This window comes from Thermoplasmata archaeon, assembly GCA_036395115.1.
Taxonomy (GTDB): domain Archaea; phylum Thermoplasmatota; class Thermoplasmata; order RBG-16-68-12; family RBG-16-68-12; genus RBG-16-68-12.
Genome location: DASWDU010000022.1, coordinates 51,784 through 66,755, shown reverse-complemented (window position 1 = coordinate 66,755; position 14,972 = coordinate 51,784). Strand labels below are relative to the sequence as shown.

Annotated in this window: 17 protein-coding genes; 7 read left to right on the top strand and 10 right to left on the bottom strand. The window is 66.4% G+C overall.

The window, feature by feature from the left end:
- Window positions 1-3: 3 nt before the first annotated feature.
- Window positions 4-615, bottom strand: coding sequence for a 4-vinyl reductase (locus VF992_05220; protein ID HEX9340556.1), 612 nt, complete (start codon window positions 613-615; stop codon window positions 4-6).
- Between the two features lie 9 nt (window positions 616-624).
- On the bottom strand, window positions 625-1,062 hold the full coding sequence (locus VF992_05215; protein HEX9340555.1) for a roadblock/LC7 domain-containing protein: 438 nt from the start codon (window positions 1,060-1,062) through the stop codon (window positions 625-627).
- Between the two features lie 144 nt (window positions 1,063-1,206).
- On the opposite strand from VF992_05215, the gene VF992_05210 reads away from it, so the two are divergent.
- From VF992_05210 to VF992_05200, 3 genes are all read left to right on the top strand, one after another.
- The gene (locus VF992_05210; protein HEX9340554.1) at window positions 1,207-1,890 is read left to right on the top strand and encodes a TIGR02453 family protein; all 684 of its coding nucleotides are present in this window, start codon (window positions 1,207-1,209) and stop codon (window positions 1,888-1,890) included.
- A gap of 132 nt (window positions 1,891-2,022) precedes the next feature.
- Window positions 2,023-2,466, top strand: coding sequence for a hypothetical protein (locus VF992_05205; GenBank protein ID HEX9340553.1), 444 nt, complete (start codon window positions 2,023-2,025; stop codon window positions 2,464-2,466).
- Window positions 2,467-2,712: 246 nt separating this feature from the next.
- Window positions 2,713-2,889 carry a hypothetical protein gene (locus VF992_05200; protein HEX9340552.1) on the top strand — a complete coding sequence of 59 codons (177 nt, stop codon included), beginning with the start codon at window positions 2,713-2,715 and terminating at the stop codon, window positions 2,887-2,889.
- Between the two features lie 3 nt (window positions 2,890-2,892).
- On the opposite strand, the gene VF992_05195 is transcribed toward VF992_05200, so the two are convergent.
- Window positions 2,893-3,525, bottom strand: a complete 633-nt coding sequence (locus VF992_05195) for a zinc ribbon domain-containing protein (GenBank protein ID HEX9340551.1) — start codon at window positions 3,523-3,525, stop codon at window positions 2,893-2,895.
- Window positions 3,526-3,561: 36 nt separating this feature from the next.
- Window positions 3,562-4,035 carry a hypothetical protein gene (locus VF992_05190; GenBank protein HEX9340550.1) on the bottom strand — a complete coding sequence of 158 codons (474 nt, stop codon included), beginning with the start codon at window positions 4,033-4,035 and terminating at the stop codon, window positions 3,562-3,564.
- Window positions 4,036-4,245: 210 nt separating this feature from the next.
- Between VF992_05190 and VF992_05185 the strand changes: the two genes are divergently transcribed.
- Window positions 4,246-4,620 (top strand): hypothetical protein, encoded by a 375-nt coding sequence (locus VF992_05185; protein HEX9340549.1) that lies wholly within the window; start codon window positions 4,246-4,248, stop codon window positions 4,618-4,620.
- A gap of 52 nt (window positions 4,621-4,672) precedes the next feature.
- On the top strand, window positions 4,673-4,846 hold the full coding sequence (locus tag VF992_05180; protein HEX9340548.1) for a hypothetical protein: 174 nt from the start codon (window positions 4,673-4,675) through the stop codon (window positions 4,844-4,846).
- A 12-nt stretch (window positions 4,847-4,858) separates the two neighbouring features.
- On the opposite strand, the gene VF992_05175 is transcribed toward VF992_05180, so the two are convergent.
- Both VF992_05175 and VF992_05170 read right to left on the bottom strand, forming a co-directional pair.
- On the bottom strand, window positions 4,859-6,055 hold the full coding sequence (locus tag VF992_05175) for a methylated-DNA--[protein]-cysteine S-methyltransferase (protein ID HEX9340547.1): 1,197 nt from the start codon (window positions 6,053-6,055) through the stop codon (window positions 4,859-4,861).
- 141 nt (window positions 6,056-6,196) lie between these two features.
- The gene (locus VF992_05170; protein ID HEX9340546.1) at window positions 6,197-7,180 is read right to left on the bottom strand and encodes a threonine/serine dehydratase; all 984 of its coding nucleotides are present in this window, start codon (window positions 7,178-7,180) and stop codon (window positions 6,197-6,199) included.
- Between the two features lie 40 nt (window positions 7,181-7,220).
- Between VF992_05170 and VF992_05165 the strand changes: the two genes are divergently transcribed.
- Entirely contained in the window at window positions 7,221-8,501 is a 1,281-nt protein-coding gene (locus VF992_05165; protein HEX9340545.1) for an MFS transporter, read from the top strand.
- 16 nt (window positions 8,502-8,517) lie between these two features.
- On the opposite strand, the gene VF992_05160 is transcribed toward VF992_05165, so the two are convergent.
- The 3 genes from VF992_05160 to VF992_05150 all read right to left on the bottom strand — a co-directional run bounded on the left by VF992_05160 (window position 8,518) and on the right by VF992_05150 (window position 11,901).
- Window positions 8,518-9,981, bottom strand: a complete 1,464-nt coding sequence (locus VF992_05160) for a heme peroxidase family protein (protein HEX9340544.1) — start codon at window positions 9,979-9,981, stop codon at window positions 8,518-8,520.
- An 86-nt stretch (window positions 9,982-10,067) separates the two neighbouring features.
- Window positions 10,068-10,619: a Rab family GTPase gene (locus VF992_05155; protein ID HEX9340543.1), complete on the bottom strand. Its 552-nt coding sequence runs from the start codon at window positions 10,617-10,619 to the stop codon at window positions 10,068-10,070.
- A 229-nt stretch (window positions 10,620-10,848) separates the two neighbouring features.
- Window positions 10,849-11,901 (bottom strand): TIGR03118 family protein, encoded by a 1,053-nt coding sequence (locus VF992_05150; protein ID HEX9340542.1) that lies wholly within the window; start codon window positions 11,899-11,901, stop codon window positions 10,849-10,851.
- A 195-nt stretch (window positions 11,902-12,096) separates the two neighbouring features.
- On the opposite strand from VF992_05150, the gene VF992_05145 reads away from it, so the two are divergent.
- A complete protein-coding gene (locus VF992_05145; GenBank protein HEX9340541.1) occupies window positions 12,097-13,344 on the top strand; it encodes an amidohydrolase family protein in 1,248 nt (415 codons plus the stop codon).
- A 356-nt stretch (window positions 13,345-13,700) separates the two neighbouring features.
- Here the strand turns inward: VF992_05145 and VF992_05140 are convergent, their stop codons facing one another.
- Entirely contained in the window at window positions 13,701-14,963 is a 1,263-nt protein-coding gene (locus tag VF992_05140) for a metallophosphoesterase (protein HEX9340540.1), read from the bottom strand.
- Window positions 14,964-14,972 lie beyond the last annotated feature (9 nt).

The following is a 14,972-nucleotide window of genomic DNA, read 5'->3' as shown; positions in this document are numbered from 1 at the left end:
CGCTCACTCGATGTACTCGTCTTTCGGCCGCAGGAATTCGACTGATTCGAATATGCAGTGCTTGTCCCCCCGCCCGACACACGCCGTCTCGTCGAACTCCAACTGGGTCCCAAGGGAGCGGTTCGTCCAGCCGGCCACGAATCCCGCCATGAACGGACACGCCGGCTTGCCGCGGACCCCTTCGAGGTGGGCGGCGAGTCCGATCGCCGTGCCCTCGGGGAATTCCCATCGCACCTTCTTCGCGTCCTCGTCGTACTCGATCGCGCACCGGCCCCATCCGGCCCCTGCGAGGATCGAGTTGCCCCGGCCCAGGAGCCGAGCCCGCTCCGCCTTGTCCGGGGTCGACTTCAGGAGCGACTGGGTGACCGCGGCGCCGTCGCTTCCCGAGCGGTACCCGACGAGGTAGCTCTGCCGCCGCGCCGGATAGAATCCGACGATCTCCTCCATCACGCGGAGGAAGTCGAAGACCCGGCCGGCCCAGATGAGCATCGTCGGGAATGGCGAGCCGGCCCAGTAGTTCACGCCCTGGGTCGCGTTGTGCTCGAGGAGGTCCTTCGAGACCTGCTGGAATTCCGCGCGGCTCTGTTCGTCCGACAACGTGAATCGGTGGATCATCGTCTCATCTCAGAGTTCCTCAAGCGTCTCTTGCACGAGCTGGGAAACGCGCGTGAGTTTGGCGATCGCATAGCCGATGTTCGCATCCGTCTCGAGCAAACAGGCGAGGAGCGCCGCGGGCCCGGCGTCTCGAATCAGGAGGACGCCCTCTTGGAATCGGAAGAACCCGTATTCCGGCAAGCCCTTGCGGAGTTCCAGGCCGGTCGAGCGCGCGGCGCCGATCATCGCGGCGGCCATGGCGCTCAGGCCGGCGGCGTCGCGTGCCGTCTTGAAGGTGTGATGGATCACAAGGCCGTCTCGGCGCGTGACGACGGCGGAGACGAACCCGGGGACCTGTCGAATCGGTGCGAGGGCGGCGCGCAGGCGTTCGGCGACGCCCTCCGGGGGGGAGACGACGAGCATTTGGAGCGGGTCGTCGGCTTTGGCCCGTGTCATCTGCGCGGCCATCAAAGACGACTCGCGGTGGCGCCTTAAGCAAGCTTGCCTCCCGTTCTCACCGGGCGAAATTTCCTCACGACGGGACGGTCCGCCGCCCGAACGTTGAACCGGGACCGCTGCATTCTGTGAGGCAGGGAGTCGGGGGACCTCGGGATGGCCGAACGCGTGCGGTACTTCACGTCGGAATTCATGGAATTCTTCCGCGAGCTGGGAAAGAACAACAACAAACCGTGGTTCACGGCGAACAAGGAGCGGTATGAGAAGGTCGTCCAGGAGCCCGCAGTCCGATTCATCAAGGATGCCAGCGCGCGTTTGCAGAGGCTCAGCCCGTACCTCGTCGGCGACGCGCGGCCGTTCGGTGGATCTCTCTCGCGGATCTATCGGGATATCCGTTTCTCCCCGGACAAGCGCCCGTACAAGACGCACGTCGGGATCCACTTCTGGCACGCGAAGGCGGTGGGACCCGAGCACATGACGCCCGGATTCTTCCTGCACCTGGGACCCGGCGAGAGCGCCGCTTACTCCGGCGTATGGCATCCGGAACCGCCGACGCTCGCGAAGATCCGAGGCCGCATCCTCGACGAGCCGGACCGCTGGAAGGACGTCCTCCGGAGCAAGGTGCGACTCGAGGGCGAATCGCTGAAGCGACCGCCGTCGGGCATCGACCCGAACCATCCTCTCATCCAGGACCTTCGCCGGAAGGATTTCGTGGGGGCGCGCCCGTTCCGAGATCCCGAGGTCACGAGCGATCGTTTCTTCGATTCGTTCATCGAGGCGTGCACGTCCATGGATTCGCTCAACCGGTTCCTCGCGGGAGCGTTGGGGCTTCCCTGGTAGGTCGGTCCCCTGGGTCGACGCCGGGACGGCCGTCTCATCCGACCGCGTCCGGAGGTCCCCTCGCGCGTCACTTTCACCCATCTCTCCCCGGAGAAACGCCTTCTATGTTGCCGTCCGTGGGGCGTCCGATTCATGTCCTTCGACGACCTCAAGGAATTCAACGGGCAATCGTACAGCGGGATGGCGGTCGGCGAATCGCACTCCTGGCGCTACACGGATGCCATTTGGCGGGAGCAAAAGGTCGCGCCGGACCGCTGGGAGTTCACTTTCAAGAGTGTGAAACGGAGAAGCAGGCCCGCGCCTCCGGGATCCGGAGTGCCTCCGGGCACGCTCTACCACTGGTATCTCCTCGGGCATCAGCGTGTGCGGAAGATCGACGAGGACAGCTACGCGACGTTCATGTCCGGCCTCAAGTACAAGATCGCCCACAAGCGGCCCTATTGGCGTCGCTGGAGCTGCGAGTACCCGGATCAAGCTTCCGAGAGGGATCGGGTTATCGAGGTCCTGGAGGACGCGCTCGATCGGCTCCGCGCGGATCCTTCGGAGCGCGCACACTTCCCGACGCAATCGATGTGACGGTGAACGAATCGGATGCGGGACACCGCATCACGTTCTCATTATCGACCGCAGTAGCTCGCGGACCTTTATCTGGTGGCGAACGAATAGCTAACGCGGGAGTGGAGGACTGTGGTCGAAAGTCCCCGAGTTAAAGCACGGATCTCTCTCGCGACTCCGGGCGCCAGGCCGAAGTCGGCGCACGGGGGGCCGGGACGTCTCGCGAAGCTGAGGGCTTGGATTCGAAGGAAGGAAACGCCGGTCGTCGTGACGCGACAGGCGGCCGCGCCATCGGTCGTACTCGCGTGCACGATATGCGGGTTCGACTACACGGTCACGCGGCTCGTCATCGCCGAGAGGACCGGGCTCGTCTGGACGTGCGAGTGCGGGAGCCAATTCATCCCGCCCGGCGGATCCGAGTCCTTCAGCATCGTCCGGCCTTGAAGGCTATCGCGGCGAGAGTTCCGTGGCCTCGTAGGCGAGGCGGCGCTTCGCGCGCGTCCAGTGCAGCCCGAGTCCGATGTAGACGAACAGCAGGATTCCGATCACCGCCGCCTCGAACGAAACGACTTGGGAGCCACTGAGTTCGCGCACGGAGTAGCGGTAGAGGAAGTACGCGAACGCGATCATTCCGATGCCTCCAAGGGCCGCGCCCAGTGTGTGGATTTTCGTGCGCCGGATCGTCCACCGCAACGCCGCGACGACGAGGTCGGCAGCGCCGATCAACCCCCAGAACGCGATCGCGGACGAGATGATCCTCTCCGGAGGCCGGAGTTGGCCCGCGACGGTCTGGTCCCACCACGCTCGAAGGTCCGCGAAGAGATTCTGATTCAGGTAGAAGACGACGCCGAGGACGACGAGGAAGAACGCGAACCCGAGGAGACCGACGAAATCAGGCATGTGCTCGCGCAGGGCCGGCGGAGGGTCCACGCGGATCGGCGGGGACGAGCTCATCGGCGCGGTGACAGCGGGCCGTGGTGCGTCCTCGGGGGTCGGGCCCGGGAGCGACGCGCCGCAATACAGGCAGAAACGTGATTCGTCGCGGTTGTCCGTACCGCACTTCGGGCACTGCTGGGCCATCAATTCCACCGAGGTCCATCTATCGAATGAGTCGGCTTAGCCTTTTTGATTTCGGTCGTCAGGATGCTCCATCCTCTTGGCGTACGCAAGGTCTTCCTCGTCCGCGCGGTCGAGGAGTCGCCGGGTGGCCCAGATTCCCAGGAACGTCGGCACGCGCTTGATCGAGATCTCGCCGACCGTCTTGACGAACGTGCCTGTCGGGACGGCCGCATATGCGTTGTCGAAGCGGCTCGTCGAGCCGTTCCCGAATCGGATTTCGTAGGCGAACCGCGACGGCGGCTCGATTGCGTACGTCCACGTCGTGCGGGACCGGCGTCCCAGGATCCGCACCTCTCGCTCCGCGATTTTCTCGCGGGGGAACGTCAAGCTGGCATGTCGGACCGCATCTCCCTCCCGGACCACCCGCCCGCTCAGGATCCACGGATGGATCTCACGGAGGGTGACCTCGTCGAGATGCGCGTGGAGAAGCCGCCACACCGCGTCGAGGGCGAGCGGGAAGGCCCCGTCCATCTCGATCCTGGGCGTCGCGAGGCCTCCCGCGGGGCATCGAGGGGAAGGTATAAGTCCTTCGACGCGCCGCAGCCCGCCGATTGTGCGGGAGGGTCCTCCTTTTCGGTCCGCCCGCGCGACATCATCCCATCGACGCCCGCCCCGCGTTCGACCAACGTCCAATGATGCTTAAGTACGCTCGCGCAGCCGGGATTAGGAGGTGAACGAAACATGTCTACAGAAACCGGAACGTGGTCCGAGCGGGCCGCGTCGAAGTGGCGCGCGCTCGAGCGGATGCAGGCCTACCAGGTCCTGATCGCCCTCGGAGGGGCCATCGCCGCGTTCGTGGGCATCGTGGCGTTCGGGCCCAGCCTGGTGGCGGAACGAATCCTTGGCATCTCCCTCGCGAAGGCCGTGTTCCTCGTGCTGTTCGGCGCGCTCGGGCTGATAGGCTACGTCGTGTCGAAACGCAACGTTCGGAACGGGATGATCGTCGCGGCGATCGCCGGCTTGGCGCTGGTCGCCGTGGCCGGCACGACCGTGGGCTTGATGACCGGGGCGCTCGTCCTCGTGGGAGCGATTTGGGGCTTCGTCAAGTCCCTGTGAGCCGGACCCTGTCCGCGCTCGCTCCCATCTGATTTCTCTGGAGGAGTTCGACATGATTCTGGATTTCGTGAAGTGCCGCGAATCGGAGGCTTCGAGGTCCCTGCCAAGGCGCCCGCACGTGCTCCGCGTCTTCCTGATTCAGCTCGAGCGAGGGCGGGCCAGGACGTCCGAGGCCGAGGAGCATCCGTTCACCGTGTCGGGCGGCATCCGGCCGACGGAGGCGTGATCGGCCGGCAGCTCAGGTCCCGGATCGGGCGAGCGGCCGCGGTCGGACGGCGTCCTTGATCGGATTTCGCGGGACGCCGGGGACTGCGAGCCGGGCTCCCTCGCGCTCCAGGAGCCGCCGTTTCGTCTCCGGGCCGCCTTCACCCGAGTAGTTCCCGAGCCGGCCGGACACGGGCACGACGCGGTGGCACGGGATCACGATGAGCGCGGGGTTCCTGGCGACCGCGTTGCCGACCGCGCGGGCGGCGTTCGGGTGCCCGAGCCGCTTCGCGATCTCACCGTACGTGATCGTCGCGCCGGGCGGGATCGTCCGCAGGAGTTCGAGGACCTCCCGCTCGAACGGCGAGAGCTCCAACTGCAGCGGGATGTCTCGCAGGTCGTCCTCCCCCGTTCGGATGTGCTCGAGGATCCGCGCGAGGTATGGATGGTCCGCGCCCGCGGAGGCGGGGATCGGTTCCTTGGAAAGCGACACGGCCGCCACGTCGTCCCCGAGGACCTCGAGTCGGACGTAGAGCCCCAGCTCGCGGCTGAATCGCGAGTAGACCTCGAGGGCTTCGTCCTGCGGGAGGCCGGCCCGCATCCGCACCATCGGGAGCATCGCCCTCACGACGTGATGTTCGGCGCGGTTCAGGTGTTGCTCGAACGTGCTGCGCGCGACGCCCAGGGACGTACTCACCTCTTCCGTGGTCGCGTTGCGCGGGAACTCGTAGTAGCCGGCGTCGGACGCCGCGAGGAGCGCGCGGGCCTGCTTCTCCGTCATCTCCGGGAGGAAGAGCGGCGACGCCAACGCGACCTTCGCTGCTTCCTTTCGAGTGCGCTTCGACACGAGCCGGGCTTGCGGGAAGCGCGCCTGGAGGGTGACGAGGTCCGTCGCCTCGTCGACGAGGAGCGAAAGCTGGGCCTCGCCCCGGCGCCAGAGGATCGGCGGTAGGACGTGGACGTCCTGGTCGGCGAGGCGCGCGATGACCTCCTCGTCTCCCGCGTGGCCGTCGAGGAGGAGAGTGCGTTCCCCGTTCGTGCGGGACGCGTGGAGGACCTTCCGACCGGAGGCGACGATCTCCGGCGCGTCCTCGAGGCCATCGACGTCTCCGAGTCCGCGCAGCAGGAGGTACCGACCGAGCGGATACGCCTCGATCGTGAGTCGCCCGCGCCGCTCCGTTAGTTCTTGCAGCGGTCCGTGCGTTCGGGTCGCGAAGGTCACATGCAACACGATGGGCTCGCCTCCCCCGACGGGTCCGCGGTCCCATGCCGTGCGCGGTCCTTATCCTTTGCTCCCTGCGTCATCGTGCTCCCGATGACGTCGGGCGACAAGGGCGTTGGGCCGGCCATCGCCGGTCCGCCCCGTGCACGTTCACGGGACCCGGCCGTCCAGGATCGTCGTCAGCTTCGCGGGATCGATGTTGCCGCCGGATACCACCGCCACGACTCGCCCGCTTCCGGCCTTGCCGGTGAGCGCGGCCGCGACGGAACTGCCGCCCGCACCTTCCGAGACGACGTGATGCCTCTCCACGAGAAGCTTGATCGCGGACGCGACCTCGCGGAGGGAGACGACGATCGAACCGGCCAGCAGCGGGCGATTCAATTCCCACATCTCCGGGAGCACGCTGCTCGCGCCGGAGCCGTCTACGAAACTCGGGATCCGCTTGAACTCTTGCGGAGAGCCCGCCGCGAAGGAGGCCGCGAGCGGCGCGGCCGTTTCCGGTTCGCATGCGTACACTTTCGTCCTCGGCTGCCGCGCCTTGATCGCCGTCGCGATGCCGCCGATCAGTCCGCCGCCGCCGTAGGGGACGACGACCGCATCGACCGTCGGGAGGTCTTCGAGAATCTCGAGGCCGATCGTCCCGTTGCCCGCGATCATGCCGAACTCGCTGAACGGATGGACGAAGACCATGTCCTTCAGCGGTTCGTAGACGCGGGTGATCCCGATCTTCCAGACCTCGTCCCAGGAGAGCTGCACGATCTCTGCGCCGAACCGCCGAATGCCGGCGAGTTTCGTCTGCGGCGCGGTGTCGGGCACGATGACCGTGCACGGAATGCCGAGGCGCCGGGCGTGCCACGCGAGAGCCTGCGCCATGTTCCCGGCGCTGCAGGTGTACACGCCCCGTTTCCGGTCCGTCGGAGTAAGAAGGGAAATCGCGTTCCCCGCGCCGCGGACCTTGAACGATCCGGTCGGCTGGAGGTTCTCGAGCTTGAGGTGGATTTCGGCGGGTGCGTCCTCCACGTCGAGCCGGATCACCGGCGTGCGGAGGACGAGACCGGCGAGCCGCTTCCTCGCGGCTTCGATGTCGCGGATCGAGATTTTCTTCAAGGTCGTGATCGACTTCTCTGACGGCATGTCAATTTCCGCGTCGACCGTATGAGGAGATCCATATTTCTTGGAGACGCATTCGGGAGGGGACGCCAGGGCCAATCATATATCCCACCGACGTCCTCGACGGCCTCTCGAGGTTGGGTCTCTGAAGCGCTCTCCGCTGCTCGTCGTGCTGTTCACGGTCTTCGTCGACCTCATCGGCTTCGGGATCATCATTCCCCTCCTGCCGTTCTACACGGAGCAAGTCGGAGGTGGTCCGGCGATCCTCGGGCTCCTCATCGCCGCGTTCTTCGCGATGCAATTCGTCTTCTCGCCGATTCTCGGGCGGCTCAGCGACCGCGTGGGCCGGCGGCCGGTCCTCCTCGGAAGCCTCGTGCTCTCGACCGCGGGTCACCTCACGCTATCCTTCGCGAACTCCCTCGTGCTGCTCTTCACGGCGCGAATTCTGGCGGGCGTTGCGTCCGGGAACCTTTCCGTTGCACAGGCGTACGTCGCGGACCGCACGACGCCCCAGGAGCGGCCGCGGGGCATGGGATTGATCGGCGCGGCCTTCGGCGTCGGGTTCGCGGTCGGGCCGGTCATCGGCGGGACCTTCGCTCCACTTGGCCTTGCGGCGCCCGCGCTCGCCGCGGCCGCCCTCGCGGCATCGAACTTCGGCCTCGCGGCCCTCCTCCTTCCGGAGTCCCTGACGCCGGATATGCGGCGTCGGAACGGGACGCGCCGGCGGACGAGCTTCCGCGATGCGATCCGGCGGCCCGCCATCCGTGCGCTCCTGATCACGTTCATCCTCGTGTCGTTCGCATTCAGCGGGATCCCCGTCGCGTTCCCGAGTCTCGGGATCGCGTACTTCGGGCTGGGCACGACGGAACTCGCGTTGATCTTCGTGTACATCGGCGTGATCCAGATCGTCGTCGGGACCGCGGCGGGCCGCCTCGCCCGCCGTGCAGGGGAAGAGCGGCTCGTGGCCACGGGGACGGTCGCGATGATGGCAGGCCTGGCCGCCGTGCCGTGGATCGCCAACGTCAACGCGTACGTCCTCCTGACCGGCGTCGTCGCGACGGGAGTCGCCATCGCATTCCCACTCGTCCCCAGTCTCGTCTCGAAGCGAACGCCTCCGCACGAGCAGGGCGCGATCCTTGGGATTACCCAGTCGCTCGGCAGCCTCGCGCGCGTCCCGGGTCCCTTGGTCGCGGGCGTCCTGTTCGAACAGGTGAACACGGCCGCGCCGTTCCTCCTCGGCGCAGGCCTCATGGCGATCGGGTTCGCGATGACGCTCTTGGTGTACCGCGAGAGCCGGAATCAGGCCGCGATTCGGGCCGCGGTCGGTCCCGCGGATGAGTCGTAGGAGATGACGTCGATCGTCATCCGATCGTCACGCCGGCGAACCGGAGCAGGTCCGCGACTGTGAATTCGCCGTCTTTCCGTGCGCCGAACTCGGCCGATTTCGGGCGCCAGTTCGGCTGCATGCTGAGGAACGAGAACGGGTCGCCGCGCAACAGACCGATGAGGACCTCCGCGACGATCCGGCCGCCGACCGGGCCGAGCTGCTGTCCCTTGCTCAGGACCTCTGCTTCCTTGAGAACGTAGAAGAATAGGGGCGTGTCTTCCCCGAAGACGCGGACGAGATTCTTCGGCAGGGGCTCCAAGTCGCGAGCGTGGATGATGAGATCCTCCGAAAGGCCGATCGCCCGAGCGACGGTCTGCCCTGACGGCAGCCCGAGCGCCTTTCCTCGCCGCAGGTCCCGTTCCGCGAGCGCGCGGATGCCTCGCGCGACCGCCTCGGGCAAGATGCTCAGCCCGAATGCGAGCTTCGTGTCGATCTTCCGGCTCGGCTGGACCTCGAGGCGGCTGCCCTGAAACTCGAAGAACCGCGCCCATTCGATGACATGCCCCGCCGGGAGGGGCCGGAAGCCCCGGAGGTCCTCCGCCGGCGGCTTCGCGAAGATCGGGACGTCTTGCACGTCGTCGTTCAGCTCGTACTCTCCACGGACCATGCTGTGCCCGAACCGATAGGCGGCGACGGAGAACTCGACGGGCATGAACGGACGGGTCCTCCAATGGAAGAACTTCAGAGCTGGCGAGAGCGTCTTGATCGTCCTTGATCCGCCACCCGCGGGCACCTTGAATGACACGGGTCGGAGGATGTCGTCGATCACCTCGTTCCCGACGAGCCGTCCGAGGAAGTCGTGGACGACGGCCCACTGGTAATGCCAGCGGACGATCCGGCGGCCCTCGTCGAACCGTCGTTCCGGCGGCACGTCCGCGACCGCGGGAGCCTCGACGACCCGGTTGTGATACTTGAGGAAGCCGAGCGCGAGTTGGGAGACGATCAGGTTCTCGTCGTTCCGGGCGTCGCCGAGGAGCGCGCGACCCTTCGCGTTTCGAGGGAGGTCGTCCTCTCCCGCCTCATTCCTCCCGATCAGGAGGTGCACGCCGTCGTCTTCGTACAGGAACGGCTGGTCGTCCGGGCCCCGCCCGTAGACGGCGTCGAGGTCAAAGCGGGGCGTGCGAAAGTCGACGAGCGCATCCGGGTCGTTGTCCCTCTGGAGCTTCGATGTCGGATCGAACGTCAGGTCGTGGTCGACGAACTGGCCGAAATACGTGAAGCCCGCAGGGATGTCGGGGTTGTCGCCCGCGGTGTCGTCCTCGCCCTCCTTGGGCTCGGGCTCGACCATCGCCCGCGCGAGCGCGTCGAGCGCGTCGTCCGGCGGGAGGAACGCCGGGAGGTTCGGGAACATCCGTCCGAATCGGCCCTCGAAGGCAGGGGAGCGTAGGACGGACAGGAGCCCTCGCGGTTCCGTGCCGTGGAACGGCCGGTGCGGCATGGGATTGACACCGAGCGCCGGACGCTGGGACCCACCTTAACGCTTTGTCTTCGACCTCGCTGGGATGATTATCAAATCACCGCGGCTCACGCGTCGCGGAGTTGCGCCTTCGCGATGAGCTTCCCGAGGTGGAGGAACGCGTCTTCGACGTTCAGGCCCGTCTTCGCCGACGTCGGGAGGAAACCGCACCCCAAGATCGCGGCCACCGGGGCGACCTCGGTCTCGCCATACTGTGCCTCCGACTTGAGGTCGGCCTTGTTCGCTGCGAGGACGATCGGGACCGTGCCCGAGACTTCCTCGACCGCCTCGACCCAGTTCGGCAGGACCGTGAGGGTCTCGCGCCGCGTCAGGTCCGCGACGGCGAGGATCCCTTGCGCCCCGTCGAAGAACGCGTCCCCGAGGAGCTGCCGGAAGCCGGAGTGACCGATGACGTCCCAGATCGCGATCGTGATGTCGACCTCGGCTTTCTTCTCCGGAAGCTCGAGGCGCATCGACTTCTTAGAGACCTTCGCCCCGAGCGTCCGGATGTACGAGTCGTCGAACTGGTCCAAGACGAACCGGCGGATCAGAGACGTCTTCCCGACCGCCGCCTCGCCGACGAGGCAGATCTTCGACTTGAGCTGCACGACATCCGCCATCGGCTCTCCGCTCTGCGACGCCCGCCCGTCGTCTCTCGATGACTTAACGGTTCCTCGCTCATTCTCATGGCTGAGTCCCAGCACCGGGGGGCCAAGCCGGGCGGTATCAATGCGGCAGACGGGCCCGAAGGCGCCGCCGATGGACGGAAAAGCCAAACGCGCTCCGAGCCTCGTTGCCGGAATGCGAGCCTCGCCGACCCCGGCACGGGAACTCGGTTCCACGATTGGTCTACGCGGCTCGGATCGAGCCGAAGAGTCCGTCCTCCTCGTCGTTCGGGCCCGCGGTGAAGAACAGCGTGTCCGTCGGGCCGTTGGCCGTCGCGCCGTGTCCGAACTGCAAGGCCCAGAGTCCGTCGATTGCAAGCCTGTGTCCGTCGGACGTGCGGAGCGTACCGGCCAGCTCGAAGGTCCCGTCCGCCTGTTCTTGGTACGCGTTGATGTGGCCGTCCCCGAAGTTTCCGATGAGCAGGTCGCCGCCGAAGAAGCCGAAGCTCGCCGGGGCCATCGCAATGCCCCACGGCGCGTTCAGCTGGCCGCGCTGCGCGACGCGGACGAGCAGGTTCCCGGTGGTGTCGTAGGCGTCGACGAAGCCGAGGCTCGGACCAGCCGTCTCGTCATTCGAGCCCGGGGTTTGCCTCGCGTATGTGACGAAGATTCGCGTGCCGATCGTCTGGATCCCGAACGGGGCGTATCCGGCGGGGAGACTCGGATCGACGAATCCGCCCGTCGTCTGCACGGCCCAGGTCGTGTTGATCACATCGACGCGCGCGTTGGCGAAATCGGTCGCATAGAGCTGCAGCCCGGTCGCGGTCGAGGCGATCGCGAGCCCCTTGTAGACCGCGCCCGCGCCGGAGGAGTCCACCTTCACCTGCGCCACGGTCCCGAGGGACGGATGCCAGCCGGCAATCGTGCCGCCTTCGGTCGCGAAGATGAACAACGCCCCGGCGTTGCTGCTGCCCACACGGAAGCTCGTCGAATCGCAGTTGAAGACGAGACCGGTCGGAGCACCCGCAACGCCGACTTCGAGGGCGCGCTTCGCCCCGGTCGCGTTGTAGAGCGTCGATAGGTCCGCGCCGTTGTCCGCGACCCACCAAGGCGTCGCTGGGCCGGCGACGAGACCCCATGCGTTCACGAGGTTCGCGTCCACCACCGTGCCCGGCACGCCGTTGTTTGAGACGAGGGGCGTGACGGTGTATCGGTTCGGACTGACCGCGGCGGCGGACGGTGCCGTGAGGACCGCGACCGCCGCCAATGCGAACGCAAGTATGCCGATTTTCTTCACGCCATTGAATCCAGAAGTCCTCACCATGATCCCCGCCCCGTGAGGCGCGGGATGGCCCGTGCCGGGTAGATAGTCGTATGCCCAAATCGTCCTCGGGGCGCGGTTGCGGCTCTCGATTGCGGAGCGCGAACAAGGCCACCCGCGCTGTGCAACGCTCCCAGAATCCTCATTCATACGGAGGCGTTCCCGTTGGGCATGGAACGCATCGAAGCCGACCTCGTGATCCCGGGACGCGGCGAGCCGATCCGGAACGGGTGCGTCGTGATCGATGGCCCGACAATCGCATACGCCGGGCCGATTGAGGGTGCGCCGAAGACGCCACAGGATGTCCCCGTGCATCGCGTGCCCACTGTCATGCCGGGGATGTGGGATTGCCACGGCCACCTGATGGGCATCCGGTCCGCGAACGTCGAGGAGACCGCCAAGACGTCGCTGCCGGTCATGGCGGCGCGGGCCATGAACAACGCGGAGACCGGGCTGATGGCCGGCTTCACCAGCGTGCGCGATCTCGTCGGCCTCGGCGTGCACCTTGCGCGGGTGGTCGACGAGGGAACGCTCCCCGGTCCGCACATCTACGGCGGCGGGGCGATGCTCAGCCCCACCGCGGGCCACGGCGACCTGCACATGTTCCCGACGTCGTACATCCATGCGCTCGGCGAATCGGGGCACTACTTCCAGATCTGCGACGGCGTCGACGAGTGCTTGCGGGGCGTGCGCAACCAGCTCCGTCTCGGCGCGAGGGTGATCAAGCTGTGCGCGTCCGGCGGGGTGATGAGCGAGGTGGACCACCCGGAGCACCAGCAGTTCTCCGACGACGAGTTGAGGGCGATCGTCGGGGAGGCAGCGCGAGCGGAACGCGCCGTCGCGGCGCACTGCCACGGCAAGCCGGGCATCATGGCCGCGTTGAAGGCCGGGTGCGCGACGATCGAGCACGGCTCGTTCCTCGACGACGAGGCCGCGGACCTCTTGCGCGAGAAGAACGCCATCCTCGTCCCGACGCGGTACATCATCGAGCGCCTGCTCAAGGAGGGTCCGAAATTCGGCGTGCCGGACTACGCGTACCGCAAGGTCGTCGCCTTCGGGGACCAGCACAAGCGCTCGCTGCAGCTCGCCGTCCGGAAAGGCGTGCGGATCGCCCTCGGGACCGACATCTGGAGTACCGGCGAAGACACGATCGCCCCGTGGGGCCAGAACGCGCGGGAGTTCCTCCACCTCATCGAGGCCGGGATGAAACCCCTGCAGGCGATCGAGGCCGCGACCGCGAACGGGCCGCTGACGTTGGGGCCGCAGGCGCCGAAGTCGGGTCAGCTCCGGTCAGGGTACGATGCGGACATCCTGGCGGTTCGGAAGGATCCGCTCGCGGATCTGTCGATCCTGACGTCGCCCGAGGCGATCGTTCGGGTGTGGAAGTCCGGGCGGCTCGTCAAGAGCGTTTCCGCGTGATGGGGCCCAAATTCCCCGCGGGGATGCGTCGATTCGCTCCGCCGTGCGGCGTGGAAGACGCAGCTCGGAGCCGGCAGACCGATCATGGGTCCGAGTACGAACAGCCCCGCGTGCGTGGGGAGGGAGGCCATCCCCTGCCCGGGCTTGGGAAACATTGGACGACGATGGTGACGTCGTCCTGTTTGCCCGACGTGTCCGTGACGGTCATGGTCGGGGTGGCCATCATGAGAAATAGCAGGAATGCCGCCCGTGGAAAACACGGCGGGCCGCACGCGGTCAGAAACCCGGTTGGACTGCCGAATGGAAACCGGTGCGCGGTGTCGAGCGTTCCGCGGCGGTTCTCTTGGGGGGCTCATTCAGGTTTTCTGGACATGCATGAGCCTTCGGGATTCCGATCGAGCGGACCATATGGTCCGCGCTTTCTCGTCCGTCCGACTCCACTTTTCGATTAGCTTTTCCGGCCAACCCAGACGTTGCGCGATTTCCGCTTCTGACGAGGAGAGCCGGCGCGTCGGTCGAAGGCTGACGAATTCGAACGGGATATGAAATGGCTTCTTTGCGTTCCAGTCCCAGCCGAGGAATAGAGGGCCTTCTGCGTCCGCGTATAGAAGCGTCGCCGACGTGACCGTTTCGTAGCCACCTCCAGCCGAGATCCAGGACGAGATGTTGTAGGCCGCGTGAGCCTGCTCCCGGCGCCGCTCAGGAGCGTCAGCAGCTAGGTCGCGTTGCGGTCGCACGGCGGGCGCTTTTGGTGGAGGGTCGACCTCGAACCAGTCCAAGACGTGGGTGTGCCCGAAGACGACGGCCAGGGACGCGGTCAGCCGTACCTCCTCCCGAAAACGATTCCACCACCGATGGAATCCGTCTCGTGCGGCCGATCGCCGATACCGCGTGCCGAAGAGACGACGCCAAAGGCGTCGGCCGACCGTCATATAGGCCCGAGGGGTGAACAAGAGAATGAGCGCCACGAGCAGAAGCCAGGCAGCCGCGACCGGCGCCACGATTAAGACCGAGAGGACCGCAAGGAGCATGAGGCCGAAGAAAACCCAAGCGTAACTCCCCAGGGCGGCGCCGATGTGCCGTAGATGTCCGAGCAATCTCCACGTGCGTCCCGCGTGCATGAAATGTCGGTCCAGTTGATGGCCGTGAACGAAGACATAGGACTGGTCACCGATCTGGAGGGGCTCTACTATCCCATCTTTGCCGGGCAACGGGAAGACGTTGGGTACGACGCTCATCGAGAGCGCCGAGATCGGGTAGGTTCCGGCGGATTCTTCGAGGATGTTGTCGTGGTTTCCGAGCACGTAAACGATTTGGCCTTGGATCGAGGCGAGGAACGGCACGACGGAAGCGGCCGACAGGAGGACGGTCTGGTTCTCCGCGTCCCAGAGCTCGAGGATGTCACCCAAGAGGATCAGATGGGTGAGGGGCTTGAGCGTTCGAGTCCCGATTCCCACGGGCTCCAAGACGGGGATGGCCTCCCCCGCGGGAGGTAGCCGGGAAAGCCACCGCAGGAAACCCGCGACGACGGCCGGCGCATCGCTGCTCCGCTCCCAGCCGCGCTCCCGCAGCCCGAGATGGGTGTCTGCGATCGTGTACACGACGGGGTCGGTCGTCACTTTTCTCGC